Raw genomic sequence first — 16258 nt, 5'->3', positions numbered from 1 at the left:
TTAGTAAAAAAGAATCATTTTTTAATTTTAATTAATCCTATCAAAAAAGTCGGGTTGACTTTTGTTTGAATTGTGCTAAAATTTTAAAATAACAATTGAGGGGCTAATCTAGTGCTGCTTTTCGTTTGAAAGATGGGGCAGAGGAGGAACTAGAGTGGGAAGAGATGAGCAATTCGAAATCGTGATCATCAAGATGAAAGATATGTTGAAGGACATGAACTTCGGATCGATTACATTCATTGTTCAAGATGGGAAAGTCATTCAAATTGAAAAACATGAAAAAATAAGATTGAAATAGCTGACTAGACAAACTAGAGGCGGTTTTCACAGTTTTTCTGCTGGAAGCCGTTTTTTTGTTGGCGAAAAAAGGAGGGGATAGCGATTCTTACTTATCATTCATGGAAGGAACCAGCCATTACGTTTCAACATGATGACTCTTATAAAGGGGCATTAGCGGTACTTAAATGGGCCTATGGTCATTATGGTGATCAGCTTGTATATGCTTGTAGCTTTGGTATTGAAGGAATCGTTTTAATGGATTTAATTAATAAGGTGAAAAAGGATGCCATGATCGTGTTTCTTGATACAGGGCTTCATTTTAAAGAAACATATGAAACAATTGAAGCTGTCAAAGAACGTTATCCAGGCTTTCAGATTATGATGAAAAAACCGGAGCTTACCGTTGAACAGCAAGCAGAAAAACACGGAGATAACCTTTGGAAAACTGCTCCAAACTTTTGCTGTGAGCTAAGGAAAGTGACTCCGCTTCGTGAGACACTTTCAGCTTATTCGGCCTGGCTGTCAGGACTTCGTCGTGAACAATCAGAAGGGCGGCGCAACACGGAATTTATTAATAAAGATGAAAAGTTCAAGTCAATTAAAGTTTGTCCGCTCATCCATTGGACATGGAAGGATATTTGGCGTTATGCAACAAAGTATGATCTACCATATCATCCCCTTCATGACCAAGGCTATCCAAGTATAGGCTGCAAACCGTGCACCTCTCCGGCTTTTACAATGGATGATCTTCGCTCTGGCCGCTGGAACGGATTGGGCAAAACAGAATGCGGATTACATGAGTAAGGAGATCTGATCATGGAACTTGCCGCCATTTTATTCAGTATCTTTTTTGCCATAAATATTGGCGCGAGTGGTGCAGCGGCTTCTCTAGGGATTGCATATGGAGCAGGAGCGGTGAAAAGTAAATGTTATGCTTTACTGATCTGTGCGCTAGGTGTTCTCCTTGGGGCAGTTTGTGGTGGCGGGGAAGTCGTCAAAACGATTAGTTCAGGCATTATTCCCGAACAAGTCATTTCCCTGGAAATTGTCTGTATTATCATTGGTTCCGCTGCATTATCGTTATTTATCGCCAATCTTCTCGGAATCCCTCTTTCCACAAGTGAAGTGACAGTTGGATCTGTTATTGGAGTCGGTGTCGCATATCAAGTTTTATTTGTCAAATCGTTATTTGTCATTATTTCATTTTGGATGGTTGTTCCGATCGTTGCTTTTTCTTTTACCTTTTTCATCGTCAAAGCGTTTAAAAAGCGGATAATCAAAAAGAAGAAGACAAAGATCTTAACGATCCTTCTGTTAATAACAGGGTTTTTGGAGGCTTTTTCAGCGGGAATGAATAATGTGGCAAATGCTGTAGGTCCTTTGGTGGCTGCGCATGTATTGTCAATTAAGGAAGGAACACTGTTGGGCGGATTATTTGTTGCTCTTGGCGCCCTTTTATTGGGGCGGCGTGTTCTTGAAACAAATGGTAAAAAAATCACCAAATTTTCAATCGGTGAGGGGATTCTCCTGTCGGGAACTGGAGCTGGACTTGTGACAATTAGTTCAATTTTAGGTCTTCCTGTTCCGCTTGCACAGGTCACATCATCTTCTATTATAGGGATGGGAATGGCAAAAAACGGTGGTCATGTCTTTCATAAACAGGTCGTGAAAACGATGCTGAAAGTGTGGATTGTTTCACCGTTCTTTTCTTTAAGCTTATCTTATCTGTTGGTCAGCCTTTTATTAAAAGGGGATTACTATGCTCTGATTATCATTGCCAGTGTATTGTTATCATCAGTCGGAACGATTAGCTTGATGAAAGCGGTAAGAAGTGAGCAAAACTCCGTTCATGAACAAGGCGGAGGAATTTAAACGGTTATGTAGGGGGAACAAATGATGAGTTTAGAGCCACATGGCGGTGTGTTAGTGAACCGTGTCAATGAAGAATACGATATACAAAACATTTCACAAGAAATCGAACTGGATTCAGTTGCTGTTTCTGATTTGGAACTGATTGGTATTGGTGGGTACAGTCCTATTCAAGGATTTTTAACAGAAGAAGACTATCTGTCAGTTTTAGACAATATGAGGCTTACGAGTGGTGAAGTGTGGACACTGCCAATCACACTTCCGGTTGATGAAGCAAAAGCTATTCAATTACAAACAGGCGAAACGGTCCGTCTCATGTATCAAGGAGAAACTTACGGCATCATCGACATAGAAGATATTTATCAACCTGACAAGAAAATGGAAGCTGAAAAAGTATATAAAACAAGTGACTTGAACCACCCGGGCGTCAAAAAATTATTTGAGCGGGGAAACATCTATGTTGGTGGCTTGATTACATTGATCAAACGGAGTAAAAAACAATTTCCAGCATACACATTTGAACCGAAGGAGACAAGACAGAAATTTGCTGCTCTCGGCTGGAAAACGATCGTTGGTTTTCAAACGAGAAACCCTGTGCACAGAGCGCATGAATACATTCAAAAAACCGCTTTGGAAACCGTTGATGGCCTGTTTTTGAATCCATTAGTTGGTGAAACCAAATCAGATGATATACCGGCAGATATTCGGATGGAGAGCTACCGTGTACTACTTGATCAGTATTATCCAAAAGACCGCGTTTTTTTAGGGGTTTTCCCAGCAGCTATGCGCTATGCCGGTCCGAAAGAAGCTGTGTTTCATGCACTAGTCAGAAAAAATTATGGCTGTACACATTTTATTGTTGGAAGAGATCATGCTGGAGTCGGTGATTATTACGGAACATTTGAAGCACAAGAGCTGTTTGATCAGTTTACAGCGAAAGACATAGGGATTATACCGCTGAAATTTGAACATAGCTTTTACTGTCAGGTATGCAATTCAATGGCCACAGTAAAAACGTGTCCACATGATCAAGAGCATCATGTCATATTGTCAGGTACAAAGGTGAGAAGCATGTTAAGAAACGGTGAATGTCCACCACATACATTTAGCCGTCCTGAAGTCATCCAAACTTTAATTAAAGGTTTAGCCACTTCTAAGGAGGGATCTGTTGGTGAATGACGATATTGTTTGGCATCAGCAATCGATTACGAAACAGGAATACCACGAAAAAAATAACCATAAAAGCTTGCTGATTTGGCTGACGGGTTTAAGCGGTTCTGGCAAGTCAACAATTGCCAACGCTGTGGCTCGTGAGTTGTTTGAAAAAGATTATCAAGTTATCGTGCTTGACGGTGATAATGTAAGACATGGCTTGAACAAAGATCTCGATTTTTCTGATGAAGACCGTACAGAAAATATCCGTCGGATTGGTGAAGTTGCCAAGTTATTTATCGAACAAGGGACAATCGTGATAACCGCATTTATTTCTCCCTTTCAAGAAGATCGGGATCTTGTTAGACAACTGATGGAAGAAGGAGAATTCCACGAAGTCTATGTCAAATGCGATTTAGAAACATGTGAAAAAAGAGATCCAAAAGGTTTGTACAAAAAAGCAAGAAACGGGGACATTTCGTTTTTTACAGGAATCAGTTCACCATATGAAGAACCAAAAAAACCAGAACTTGTCCTTGATACCAGCAGTTATAACAAGAATGAGTGCAAAAATCAGCTAATCAAATATATAATAGCAAACGCGAGATAAAGATGATCAATAGGAAAGTACAGCTCATGTACTTTCCTCATTTCATATATAATGATATGGGGGAAACCGATGATGGGAAAAGTGTATATCGTTGGGGCAGGTCCTGGAGACCCTGACTTATTAACAATCAAAGCTTTAAAAGCGATCCAAAAAGCGGATTGTATTTTATATGACCGACTGATTAATCATCAGATTTTACAACATGCAAAACGAGAAGCAGATCTGATTTATTGCGGAAAGCTCCCCAATTATCACACAATGAAGCAAGAAACAATCAATCATTTCCTTGTCAAGTATGCGAAAAAAGGGAAAAATGTAGTCAGACTAAAAGGAGGAGACCCATTTGTATTTGGTAGAGGGGCCGAGGAAGTGGAAAACCTTGCCGAACATGGGGTTTCATTTGAAGTGATTCCCGGTATTACATCTGGAATAGCGGCCGCTGCATATGCAGGTATTCCTGTTACCCATCGGGAAGTTAGTTCAAGTGTCGCTTTCGTAACAGGCCATTATAAACAAGACGAGAACCTCGAAGAAAAGTGGAAAACGTTGGCTACTGGGATTGATACACTCGTCATTTATATGGGGATTAAAAATATTGAACAAATTGAAAAACGTCTCATTCAAAATGGCAGAGATCCACAAACACCGGCTGCTTTTATCCACTGGGGAACGACAGAGCAACAAACAACCGTGGTTTGTACCGTGGATTCACTTGCTGAAACAGTCAAAACCGCAAAGATTACCAATCCAAGCCTAATTGTCATTGGAGATGTCGTCCATTTCCATTCAAACATCAATTGGTTCGAAACAGAACTCAAAAATAAGCTATTAAGTGAGGCGCTATCATAATGAAACAAGCAATTTTATATATTAGTCATGGCAGTCGTTTAAAAAAAGCTCAGCAAGAAGCGACAGCTTTTTTAGAAAGTTGTAAAGCAGATCTAGCCGCCCCCATTCAGGAAGTGGCTTTTTTGGAGTTAGCTGCACCTAATATTGAAGCTGGCTTTACAGCTTGTGTCGAAAAAGGTGCGACACATATTGCGGCTGTACCACTTTTGTTGTTAACCGCCGCACATGCCAAAAAAGATATGCCCGAAGAAATCGCCCATCTTTCTGCACAATATCCTTCAGTCCATGTCACTTACGGCAGGCCGATTGGAGTTGATCGGGAAGTCATGAAAGCCGTTTTAGGTCGAATAGAGGAAACAGGAAGACCTGTTGAACATGCGCGGATCATATTGGTTGCCCGAGGCAGCTCAGACCCGGATGTCAAACGAGATGTCAAGGAGATCGCCGCCCGTCTGCAAACACTTGCTCCAGTTGAAGAGGTGATTTCCTGTTTTATGACTGCTTGTGAACCTCATTATCAAGAAGTGTTATCACGGTATAAAAAAAGTGACGGGAAAACAACATTTATCGTTCCATATCTGCTGTTTACAGGGATACTGATGAATCAAATTGAACGGGAAACTGAAACATTACAAGAAACCAATCCTGATATTGTACTGACAAAATATCTCGGTTTTCACCCCCATGTAAAAAAATCATTTTTACAGCGAGTTGAGGAAACAATTTTTGATTTTAGGGGGAAAGACTGATGTTACCACTACATATCAACATGAACGGAAAAGCGATTGTCATTGCAGGAGGAGGACGGATTGCGACAAGGCGGTTGAAAACGGTGCTCAGTCAAGGTGCAACGATTACAGTCGTAAGTCCAGAAGTATCAGAGGACATGCTTGAACTGATCAGATCACATTCGATTGACTGGAAGCGAAAAAAAGTTGACCCAGAAGATGTAAAAGGCGCTTTTTTAATTATTTTAGCAACTGATCACCCTGAGACAAACAAACGAATTGCCGCATCAGCCAATCCTTATCAGCTCGTCAATGTTGCCAGTGAAGCGAAGCTTGGAAATGTTTATGTCCCTAAAATCATTAACAAAGGAAAAATCACAGTTTCCGTCTCGACAAATGGGGCAAGCCCAAGCCACACGGTAAAACTCGCAGATCAGATTGAGGGAATGATTGATGACCAGTTTGTTAAAGAAATTGATGGACTATACCAGAAAAGAAGAGGGGGCTAGCCGTAGCGGAATGTATAATAAATATTTTCTCAACATCCACTTTAAGGGTGGGATGAGAGTGAGACGGAGACGGAGACCACTAAAATAAAAAAAGTATTAACGTAAAAAGTAGGACTTTTATATAGGGTCCTGCTTTTTTACTTTCTGATTTTCATTTAATGAGGAAAGAGTTTTGTAGAGAGTTATTTAATAGAAAAAATTTCAAAAAACAATTTGTATATAAAATGCTCTTGTGTTAATTTATAGAATAAATGAAAAAAGGAGGAGGTTTTTTGGGTAAAAAGTTATTAGTTGGTCTTGCATCTGTAGTGCTCATTTATATTGCCCAAATCGGTCAAGCGAAAGGAGCAGAACTAAAAACAATCATTCATCCAACCTCAAAAGAAGTTAAATTAGACTGGAATGACACTGGTGATCGGTATGAAGTCTACTCCGCAGGAAAGCTAGTGTGGAAGGGGACAAAGTCAAAGTATGTCCAAAGAAATCTAAAGTCCGTTAGCCCACAAGATTTTAATATTGTGTCATACAAAGACGGAAAAAGGGTTGACTCACTCAATATTGACACAATGACATTGCCTGAAAATCGAGCAAAAGTGAACAGTGCTTATGATGAAAATATGCCCGATCCTTTAAAGTCTGATGTGTATATAGACAGTACAATTAATGATCATGTACTATCATTAAAACTGAGAGGAAATATCCAGGATGATTTTGATGGGAAAATAGAAATATATAAAGATGAGAAGCTAATAGACAATAATGCAGGCACAAAGCTTGTAGATGATAATATTGAACCAGGAAAAACTTATGTATACAAATTTGTAGCAACAAAAAGATTAAGCGAGTCAGAAATTAAAAAAGTAAATGAAGAGTTTAAAAATACAGGACAAGCCTTAAGTTTTGACAAAATAAAAGATTATTATTACAGACCATACGAATATATCAAAGCAATTAGAGTGCCAAAGCAAAATGAAAGAGTGAATAACCCTGCTTGGGAACCACCTGTTGGACCTCATCCAAATCAGATTGGCATTAAATATCGAACCTTTATTCCAAATAAATATGTTAGAGCAAGTTCATTGGTTAGTGGATGGACAAAAAGTTATAAGTTTGGTGGAGATAATAGATCTTTTAGTTTTTCAAGAGGATCCCACCGTACTCAAACTGAAGCGGTTGCAAGATTTTGGAGTACGGGGTCCGAAACATTTTTCAAAAAAAGTGTTGGATACACTAGATTGTACACAAAAAAAGGGGAATTTATAAAGAAAAAGCGAGCCTCAGCCAAGGATATCACTTTCTCTCAAGGGGCACGTGATAAGAAAATGAATTACTTTGTGATTCATCATAATACTAAAGTGGCTTTTAATGATTTTGGTTGGGCTTCTCCCGGGATAACCTATGGTACAGGAATTGTTGCACATAAAAATGGTCGGGTAACAGTAAGTGGCACCAGAGACCAAGCGCCAAATCATGAAATGTATGCATACATTCCATACTCTGATGTAATGATTCCTTTATTTAAAGCAAAAAATAAAGGATTTGAGTATCTTGCTCCACCAATGCCCAATGCGTATATAAACATAAATGTTAAGTTTTAATAATATTAAAATGCACTGAACTTCAAATTAATCAGTGCGTTTTTTTTTCAATAAAAGGAATAGAGAGGCTCATAATAAAAGCACTAAAAGATGTCATACTTAGAAATAAGAAATCTTTAATTTGAAAATAATACAAACTGGAAGTATGCACAAATACGGTTAATAGAGAGATTAAGATGATATTAAAAGAGGCTCGGAAATGAAAAAATTTCTTAACAATAAAATCAACAAATAAGTATTCAATTAATGCAAGTGCTGAAAGGTATGAGAGAATAAAGAATGCATAACTCAATGATTCACCTACGTCTTTAAGGTCTCCCATACGATATAGGTTTAAATAGAGAAGGATCAAAAAAGTAATATGACAAATCACGAAGCCAAATATAATCTTTTTAATGATCACCATAAGTTCAGATATCATTCCTTTTTTGAATATTATACATAACATATTAATAACTAGGAATGATTCTGAAGACCTTTTTTAAGAATAGTTTGTTTTAAAGTCAAGAAGGATAAAGTATTGAAAAGGATATTTTGACAGCATACTTGTCTTTGATTAACATATAATGTTAAATCCATGATCGCTTAATGTTAGTTTTTGTTATAATAAAAATGATTAAAAAAATCCCTTTATTTGAGGTTTTAAATATGAATCGATTGGAACATGAAAGATAACAACTCACATGCTATGTAAGAGGACCTCCCTTTAATGATTTGCACAAATAGAACAATTTTTGGGAGGTAAAAAGATGATAAAAGAAGATCAGTTTAAGAATTTCATAAAAGATGTAACTAAGGAGTTTTCTGGATGGAACTTTTCTTTAATTGCAGGGACGGGACGGATGAGAAGTAGTTTACTTCCATGGTCATATGGAAGTTTGGCAATACCTCTCATTCAAAATGCAAGTGCAATGTTGGACATGGGGACTGGTGGTGGAGAATTGTTATCTATGTTCAGACCTTTTCCATGCTCTGTTTTTGCAACAGAAGGCTACAAACCAAACGTTGAAATAGCAAAAGTAAATCTTGAACCTTTGGAAATAACGGTTGTCCCAATTGAAGAGGATTCTGACCTGCCATTTCATGATAAACAGTTTAACTTGATTTTAAATCAACATGAATCTTACTCACCTAAAGAAGTAAGAAGAATCATTCAAGAAAATGGCACGTTCTTAACACAGCAAGTTGGAGGATTAGATTGTATTGAAATCAATAAAGCGTTAAATGCCTCAGTGAATAAAGAATTTGAAAACTGGAATCTGACAACAGCATTACAGGAACTAAAAATGAATAAGTTTGAAATATTATATAGTCATGAAGAATTCCCAATTCAAAGATTTTATGATGTTGGAGCATTAGTATATTACTTAAAAGCAATCCCTTGGCAAGTTCCCGACTTCAGTATTGAAAAATATGAAGAAAACTTATATAAAATACACAAAAATATTCAATCTAAGGGCTTTTATGATGTAAAGCAACATCGCTTTATAATTAAAGCTAGGGCGATATAGAGGTCGGTATACTGTTTCATGTTGGAATCGAGATAACTGTACCTGTTTCAGGGAGCATGAAGAGATAGGGCCAATCACGGCTCATTTTCACCTCGTACCTGTTGCATTTACCGAACGAGTCCGAACTGTATTCAGACTATCAGAAAATTTTATCGTAAGACAGATCTTGCGATTTTAGGAGGACTATATGGACGAAAAGCAAAAGGTTCTTGCAGTTGTGAATAAAAAACAATTAGCTTCAATTATGAACAACACGAAATGGGAACAATTGCAGAAATTTGTAATTGATAATTTGCCGTTTCCTCCTGCTTTCCAAGTGAAGTATGTATTAGAAGATCCTCCTGATACAGAAAACTTTGAAGAAGATGTATGGTATTGGGGTGACTGGCAGCACGGGTTGGGTCCGTTTTATTCCATAGAATGGATGCGAGTCAGACCTAGATATGTAAAACATCGAGGTAGACTGATTGAACCTGAAATATTTGATATCACTGACCCATTCATCGACATATTACAAAAGCTAAACATTCCATTTGTTCAAGAAGGTCGCACAATTTGCATTTATGGTTATGTTAACAGCACAGAAATATTCAACCTGAAGCCATAACGAAAAGGGGGAGCCAAAAAGGTTCCCCTACCATTAAAGAAGCCTATTTACTAGCGCCTTTTTTTAGTCTAATCACCAGGTCTTCATCAGGTGTGACAAATAAAGTTTGCTGATTGTCATATGTGACAAAGCCTGGTTTTGCCCCATTCGGCTTTTTCACATGGCGTATTTTCGTGTAATCAACAGGAACTGAAGAAGACTGTTTCGCTTTACTGTAATAAGCAGCGATTTGGGCTGCTTCAAGAATCGTTTTTTCATCGGGCTCACTCGTTTTAATCACAACATGTGACCCGGGAATATCTTTCGTATGAAGCCAAATATGGTCACGTGCGGCAAGCTTCATCGTCAAATACTCATTTTGTTTATTATTTTTCCCAACAAGAATGGTTTCCCCTGTTGTAGATTCATATAATTCAAGTGACGGTGCTTGTTTTTTTTGCTTTTTTTGCCCTTGCCGTTGTTTGCTCCGCAAGTATTTTCCTTCTGCAAGTTCTTCGCGAATTTCTTCTAAATCCCTTGGAGAAGCACTTGACAGCTGTTGAGTAAGCTGGTCGAAATAAGCGATTTCCGCTTCGGCTAGCCTGATTTGTTCTTTGACAACATCAACGGAGTTTTTGGCCTTCTGATATTTTGTAAAATAGCTTTGGGCATTTTCCGATGGTGTTTGATTCGGGTTAAGCGGAATCGTAATTTCCGCACCATTTTCATCATAGTAGTTAATGACGTTCGCGGTTTTGTCACCTTTTTTCAATTGATAAAGGTTTGCTGTTAAAAGCTCTCCATAAAGCTGATATACTTGTGCTTTTTCTGAATGTTCAAGTGTTTTTTCAAGTTTACTAATTTTTTTTTCGTTTTTTTTCTTTTCATTGATGACAAATCGTTCTAAATCATGGGCCTGTTGTTTCACGCGATCTCTTTCTGCTTTTCCAAAATAATAACGATCCAGAAGTTCACTTAAAGTCGTGAAGGTTCGCTTATTTCCGTTTACATGAGTCAAATCAAGGAGATAGTAATATTCTTTTCCATTGTTGTTGACCAATTGAGGTGTAAACTTGTGCTCTTTCACATCGCTAAACATCTTCATCAGCGCGTTTGGCAGTGTTGTTCGGTTCGCAAGCCCTGCACGAAATACAGCTTCTTTTGCAAACAGTGGCGAGACACCGGAAAATGTTTCAACAATTTGTCTATCCAATTTTCCTTCCTGGAAATTCAAGTAGCGAAGGATGTGCTCCGCATCTGTTTCAAGTGGTAATAACTTGTTTTGAGCTGGAGGGAGGATGTACGTGTGACCGGGAAGAACGGTCCGATAACTGTTGATTGAAGGTGACAGGTGTTTTAAGCTGTCAATGATCATATCTGTTTCTCCTTCTCCGTCAGTTACCACGATGTTACTATGCCTACCCATAATTTCCACGTAGAGCTTTCTGATAAGCATATCGCCAATCTCGTTGCGGGTTCTGATATGAAAAACGATCAAACGATCGATTCCAATCTGCTCAATCTTCTCTATAAACCCGCCTTCCAAATGTTTGCGGAGTAGCATGCAAAACATGGGTGGTGTACTCGGATTATCATATGTTTCGGTCGTCAAATGAACCCGCGCATAGCTGGGATGCGCAGATAGCAGCAGTTTATGGTTTTTCCCATTTGCTCTGACATGAAAAACAAGCTCATGTTTATATGGCTGGTGGATCTTTGAAATCCGGCCACCCTCAATGGTTTTGTTTAATTCTTCTATCATTCCATATGTAAAAATGCCATCAAACGACATACGAATACACCCTTTTCTCGTTCATTTATTCATTTCATTATTATAGCATGATTTTGGACGAGTCTGAATAAATTGACTTGTAGAGATGTAACCTTAAAAGTTCCTAGGGTAGGAGGAGTGGACGATTCAATGAAATGGCATGAAATGGGACAAGGCGAGTTATTGAAGATAACAAAAACGTCCATGAACGAAGGATTAACAGAAAAAGAAGCGGAAAAACGGCGCGGAAAGTATGGTGTCAATGAACTTTCAGAAGGAGAAAGAACCTCGGCGCTCGCTTTGTTTTTTTCACAATTTAAAGATTTTATGGTGCTGGTGTTGCTTGCAGCAACGTTAATTTCTGGTTTTCTAGGTGAATACATTGATGCAATTGCGATTGTTGCCATCATTTTTGTCAATGGGATTCTCGGGTTTTTTCAAGAAAGACGGGCGGAGCGCTCACTTGAAGCATTAAAGGAATTGTCAGCACCTCAAGTGACAGTGCTTCGTGACGGAAGGTGGATCAAAGTTGCTTCCAGAGAACTTGTACCAGGGGATGTTGTCCGTTTTATGAGCGGTGATCGGATCGGTGCTGACATGAGACTGTTGGAAACAAAAAGTCTTGAAATTGAAGAGTCTGCACTTACGGGGGAATCATTGCCAGTTTCTAAGCATTCAGAAGCGATTCAAGCTGATGATGTGTCTTTAGGTGATTTAGAGAACATGGCTTTTACGGGGACGCTTGTCACAAGAGGAAGTGGTAGCGGAGTTGTCATAGGTACTGGTATGAATACAGCAATGGGGAAAATTGCGGATATGCTTGAATCAGCCGGAAAGACAGTAACACCATTGCAGCGAAGGCTTGAAGAACTCGGTAAAATCCTGATTGTCGCCGCCTTATTTTTAACCATATTAGTAGTGGGAACCGGAGTTTTTCAAGGACATGACCTGTACAATATGTTTTTAGCAGGTGTTTCACTTGCTGTTGCTGCGATACCTGAAGGATTGCCGGCTATCGTCACAGTTGCTCTTTCTCTCGGAGTCCAGCGAATGATCAAACAAAAATCGATCGTTAGAAAGCTTCCTGCTGTTGAAACCTTAGGATGTGCCTCAATTATTTGTTCTGATAAAACGGGTACAATGACACAAAACAAAATGACAGTGACTCATGTTTGGTCAGAAGGAGAAACATGGAATGTTACAGGTGTCGGGTACAATCCTGAAGGTTCATTCACCATGAACGGTAGGGACGTTCAAGTGAAAAATCATAAGACTTTACAGCAAGTCTTATTGTTTGGAGCATTATGCAATTCATCCTCGATTACAGAGGAAGATGGTGAGTTCCGTTTAGATGGAGATCCAACCGAAGGTGCTTTACTGATCGCAGCCAAAAAAGCCGGGTTTACAGATCGATATCTTGATGGACATTTTAAGATTGTTGAAGAGTTTCCATTCGATTCTTCAAGAAAGATGATGTCTGTCATTGCTGAGGATACAAACGGCAAACGTTTTGTCATTACAAAGGGTGCACCTGATGTTTTAATGAAGCGATCCGTGCACACGTTAAAACAAGGGAAACGAGAACCGTTTACAAAAGACCGAATGAAAGAAACAAGCAATGTACTTGAAAAACTTGCTTCTCAAGCGCTAAGAACGATTGCTGTTGCTTTCAAACCATTGAAAAATGGTGAGAATCCCACTATTGAAAAAGCAGAATCCAATTTAACATTTGTTGGACTTTTGGGCATGATTGATCCGCCTCGGCCAGAGGTGAAACAAGCGATTAAAGAATGCCGAGAAGCAGGGATTAAAACCGTCATGATTACAGGTGATCATGTTATGACAGCTACTGCAATTGCAAAAAATCTAAGTCTATTACCACATCGTGGAAAAGTCATTGATGGGCAGCAACTGAATGAACTTTCTCAGGAAGAATTGACAAATATTGTTGAAGATGTTTACGTGTTTGCCAGAGTGTCACCTGAACACAAATTGAAAATTGTCAACGCATATCAGGAAAATGGCCATATTGTTGCTATGACAGGGGATGGAGTGAATGATGCCCCAGCTATAAAGCAGGCTGATATTGGCATCTCAATGGGGGTCACGGGTACAGATGTCGCCAAAGAAGCTTCATCACTTATTCTTGTCGATGATAATTTTGCTACCATTAAATCGGCAATTAAGGAAGGACGGAATATTTACGAGAATATTCGCAAGTTCATTAGGTATCTATTAGCTTCAAATGTCGGTGAAATCCTTGTGATGCTATTTGCAATGCTACTTGCACTGCCATTGCCATTGGTTCCGATTCAGATTTTATGGGTAAACCTTGTCACAGACGGACTGCCAGCTATGGCGCTTGGAATGGATCAACCTGAAGGTGATGTCATGCACCGAAAACCACGGCATCCGCAAGAAGGCGTATTTGCGAGAGGACTTGGCTGGAAAGTTGTTTCACGCGGTTTTTTAATTGGTATTGCGACACTCGCCGCATTTATGTTCATTTATCACCGCAATCCAGAAGCGCTTGCTTATGCGCAAACTGTAGCTTTTGCGACATTGGTGCTTGCCCAGTTGATCCATGTCTTTGATTGTCGTAGTGAACGGTCCATTTTTGACCGTAACCCGTTTGAAAACATCTATCTGCTTGGTGCTGTTCTGTCGTCAATTTTATTGATGCTTGTGGTCATTTATTATCCGCCGCTGCAGCCGATTTTCCACACTGTGCCAATTTTAATGACGGACTGGCTCCTTATTATCGGGATGTCAGCTATTCCAACTTTTTTACTTGCCGGCTCACTTTTGACAAGAAAAAAATAGGCTTGTATGATATAATCTTAAAGGTAATAGAGGTTTCTATTACCTTTTTGAGTGTTACGATGATAAAGTGGAAGTAAAACGGTTTACATTTTGCTCACTTAAACAGAATTGGGTGTGTTATATGATTCGGAGTATGACTGGTTTCGGCAGTGCCAGCAAAACAAAGGATGGTTTGACAGCAGCTGTTGAGCTGAAGTCTGTCAACTATCGGTTTAAAGAAGTGAATGCTCGTATGCCAAGGCCATTGCTCTATTTAGAAGAGACAATCAAGCAAAAGATTTTTAAACATATACAAAGAGGTCGGCTCGAGCTGTTCGTGTCGGTTGATGGTGATGCTTTAGTTAGCCGAAAAATCAAGGTTGATTGGCCGCTGCTCGAAGAATATATCACGGTTGCCGGAGAGATGAAAGAGCGTTATCAGCTATCAGGAGAAGTTACACTTCATGACGCTTTTCAGTTTGAAAACGTTGTTCAGGTCGAAGAGGAGCCTGTTCAACTTCAACACCTTGAACAGGTACTGCTTGAGGCTGTTGAAGTGGCTGTCCTTGAATTGTGCGGGATGCGTGAAGCTGAAGGCCTGCGACTTAAAGAGGATTGCCTTCTCCATATTGCTAAGCTTGAAAAGCTGACAGAAGAAATCGAAACACTTGCTCCAATGGTTGTTGATCATTACCGGGAACGTCTCAAAGCACGGCTTGAAGAATGGTCATCAGACAGTATGGATGAAAACCGACTGTTGACAGAAGTGGCTTTATTTGCTGACCGCTCTGATATTACAGAAGAAGTGACAAGGTTGAAAAGTCACTTTAGCCAATTTCGTGACATTTGTGAAACGGGTGGAGCGATTGGGCGCAAGCTCGATTTTCTTGTCCAAGAATTAAACCGGGAAGCCAATACGATTGGTTCAAAAGCGAATGATCACCAAATCACAAAACATGTCGTTGAAATGAAAAGCTCTATTGAAAAAATAAAAGAACAAGTGCAGAATATAGAATAGTGGATTGTGCTTATTGTTTACGGACGATCTCAACAGGCTACACTAGAAGAGACGTTCAAATACAGGGGGAACGTATAAGATGACGATTAAACTGATTAATATCGGCTTTGGTAATATTATATCCGCAAATCGGCTTATTTCGATTGTGAGTCCGGAATCAGCGCCCATCAAACGGATGATCCAAGATGCAAGAGATCGAGGTATGCTTATCGATGCTACATATGGAAGAAGAACCCGTGCGGTTGTTATTATGGATAGCGACCATATCATCTTATCGGCTGTTCAGCCTGAGACAGTAGCACAAAGGCTATCAGCCAAAGAAGAAATGATCGAAGAAGGGCAGGGATAAAAAGCCGTATGAAAGAAAGAGGATTATTAATCGTTCTCTCTGGTCCTTCCGGTGTTGGCAAAGGAACAGTTAGACAGGCGCTGTTTGCTCAAGAGGACACAGCATTTGAGTATTCGATTTCAGTCACAACACGTAAACCAAGACAAGGCGAACGAGATGGCATCGATTACTTTTTTAAGACACGCGAACAATTTGAAGACATGATTGAGAACAATCAGCTACTGGAATGGGCCGAATATGTAGGCAATTATTACGGAACACCAGTCGATTATGTTGAAAAGACACTTCAGGAAGGAAAAGACGTTTTTTTAGAAATTGAAGTTCAAGGCGCGCTTCAAGTGAAGAAAGCCTTTCCTGAAGGCCTGTTTATTTTTTTGGCGCCACCAAGTCTAGAAGAACTGAAAAATCGGATTGTAACGAGAGGTACAGAATCCGAAGCTCTGATCAAAAACCGGATGAGGGCTGCCAAAGAAGAAATCGAATTGATGGATGCTTATGATTATGTTGTGGAAAATGACAGTATTGAGCATGCATGCGAAAAGATTAAAGCAATCGTACTCGCTGAACACCTAAAGCGTGTCCGTGTTGCTCCTAGGTATAAGAAAATGTTGGAGGTTGAATAAAAAT

Annotated in this window: 16 protein-coding genes; 15 read left to right on the top strand and 1 reads right to left on the bottom strand. The window is 39.3% G+C overall.

The window, feature by feature from the left end:
- Window positions 1-154: 154 nt before the first annotated feature.
- From PDT38_RS04390 to PDT38_RS04340, 11 genes are all read left to right on the top strand, one after another.
- Complete coding sequence (locus tag PDT38_RS04390) at window positions 155-298, top strand: YezD family protein (protein ID WP_270799290.1); 144 nt, start codon at window positions 155-157, stop codon at window positions 296-298.
- Between the two features lie 83 nt (window positions 299-381).
- On the top strand, window positions 382-1083 hold the full coding sequence (locus tag PDT38_RS04385) for a phosphoadenylyl-sulfate reductase (protein ID WP_270800131.1): 702 nt from the start codon (window positions 382-384) through the stop codon (window positions 1081-1083).
- Window positions 1084-1095: 12 nt separating this feature from the next.
- Complete coding sequence (locus PDT38_RS04380; RefSeq protein WP_270799288.1) at window positions 1096-2151, top strand: inorganic phosphate transporter; 1056 nt, start codon at window positions 1096-1098, stop codon at window positions 2149-2151.
- A 24-nt stretch (window positions 2152-2175) separates the two neighbouring features.
- A complete protein-coding gene (gene sat / locus PDT38_RS04375) occupies window positions 2176-3327 on the top strand; it encodes a sulfate adenylyltransferase (protein ID WP_270799286.1) in 1152 nt (383 codons plus the stop codon).
- Window positions 3317-3910 carry an adenylyl-sulfate kinase gene (gene cysC, locus PDT38_RS04370; protein WP_270799285.1) on the top strand — a complete coding sequence of 198 codons (594 nt, stop codon included), beginning with the start codon at window positions 3317-3319 and terminating at the stop codon, window positions 3908-3910. Before sat ends, cysC begins: the two co-directional genes overlap by 11 nt.
- A 72-nt stretch (window positions 3911-3982) precedes the next feature.
- On the top strand, window positions 3983-4759 hold the full coding sequence (gene cobA, locus PDT38_RS04365) for a uroporphyrinogen-III C-methyltransferase (RefSeq protein WP_270799284.1): 777 nt from the start codon (window positions 3983-3985) through the stop codon (window positions 4757-4759).
- Window positions 4759-5508, top strand: a complete 750-nt coding sequence (locus PDT38_RS04360) for a sirohydrochlorin chelatase (RefSeq protein WP_270799282.1) — start codon at window positions 4759-4761, stop codon at window positions 5506-5508. The genes cobA and PDT38_RS04360 overlap by 1 nt, the downstream gene beginning before the upstream one ends.
- Complete coding sequence (locus tag PDT38_RS04355; protein ID WP_270799281.1) at window positions 5508-5996, top strand: NAD(P)-dependent oxidoreductase; 489 nt, start codon at window positions 5508-5510, stop codon at window positions 5994-5996. The genes PDT38_RS04360 and PDT38_RS04355 overlap by 1 nt, the downstream gene beginning before the upstream one ends.
- A 272-nt stretch (window positions 5997-6268) precedes the next feature.
- Window positions 6269-7594 (top strand): hypothetical protein, encoded by a 1326-nt coding sequence (locus tag PDT38_RS04350; RefSeq protein WP_270799280.1) that lies wholly within the window; start codon window positions 6269-6271, stop codon window positions 7592-7594.
- Window positions 7595-8343: 749 nt separating this feature from the next.
- Window positions 8344-9105 carry a methyltransferase domain-containing protein gene (locus PDT38_RS04345; protein WP_270799278.1) on the top strand — a complete coding sequence of 254 codons (762 nt, stop codon included), beginning with the start codon at window positions 8344-8346 and terminating at the stop codon, window positions 9103-9105.
- 187 nt (window positions 9106-9292) lie between these two features.
- A complete protein-coding gene (locus PDT38_RS04340; protein ID WP_270799276.1) occupies window positions 9293-9712 on the top strand; it encodes a DUF6678 family protein in 420 nt (139 codons plus the stop codon).
- Window positions 9713-9755: 43 nt separating this feature from the next.
- Here PDT38_RS04340 and PDT38_RS04335 read toward each other — a convergent pair whose 3' ends face one another.
- Complete coding sequence (locus tag PDT38_RS04335) at window positions 9756-11483, bottom strand: Rqc2 family fibronectin-binding protein (RefSeq protein ID WP_270799275.1); 1728 nt, start codon at window positions 11481-11483, stop codon at window positions 9756-9758.
- A 129-nt stretch (window positions 11484-11612) separates the two neighbouring features.
- Between PDT38_RS04335 and PDT38_RS04330 the strand changes: the two genes are divergently transcribed.
- The 4 genes from PDT38_RS04330 to gmk all read left to right on the top strand — a co-directional run bounded on the left by PDT38_RS04330 (window position 11613) and on the right by gmk (window position 16254).
- Window positions 11613-14285 (top strand): calcium-translocating P-type ATPase, SERCA-type, encoded by a 2673-nt coding sequence (locus PDT38_RS04330; RefSeq protein WP_270799273.1) that lies wholly within the window; start codon window positions 11613-11615, stop codon window positions 14283-14285.
- A gap of 121 nt (window positions 14286-14406) precedes the next feature.
- Window positions 14407-15282: a YicC/YloC family endoribonuclease gene (locus PDT38_RS04325; protein WP_270799271.1), complete on the top strand. Its 876-nt coding sequence runs from the start codon at window positions 14407-14409 to the stop codon at window positions 15280-15282.
- A gap of 79 nt (window positions 15283-15361) precedes the next feature.
- Window positions 15362-15631, top strand: a complete 270-nt coding sequence (remA, locus tag PDT38_RS04320) for an extracellular matrix/biofilm regulator RemA (protein WP_172294744.1) — start codon at window positions 15362-15364, stop codon at window positions 15629-15631.
- An 8-nt stretch (window positions 15632-15639) separates the two neighbouring features.
- Window positions 15640-16254, top strand: coding sequence for a guanylate kinase (gmk, locus tag PDT38_RS04315; protein WP_172294746.1), 615 nt, complete (start codon window positions 15640-15642; stop codon window positions 16252-16254).
- Window positions 16255-16258: the final 4 nt, after the last annotated feature.

Source organism: Bacillus changyiensis (assembly GCF_027706145.1).
GTDB classification, from domain to species: domain Bacteria; phylum Bacillota; class Bacilli; order Bacillales; family Bacillaceae; genus Bacillus; species Bacillus changyiensis.
This window is presented reverse-complemented; position numbering and strand designations above follow the sequence as displayed.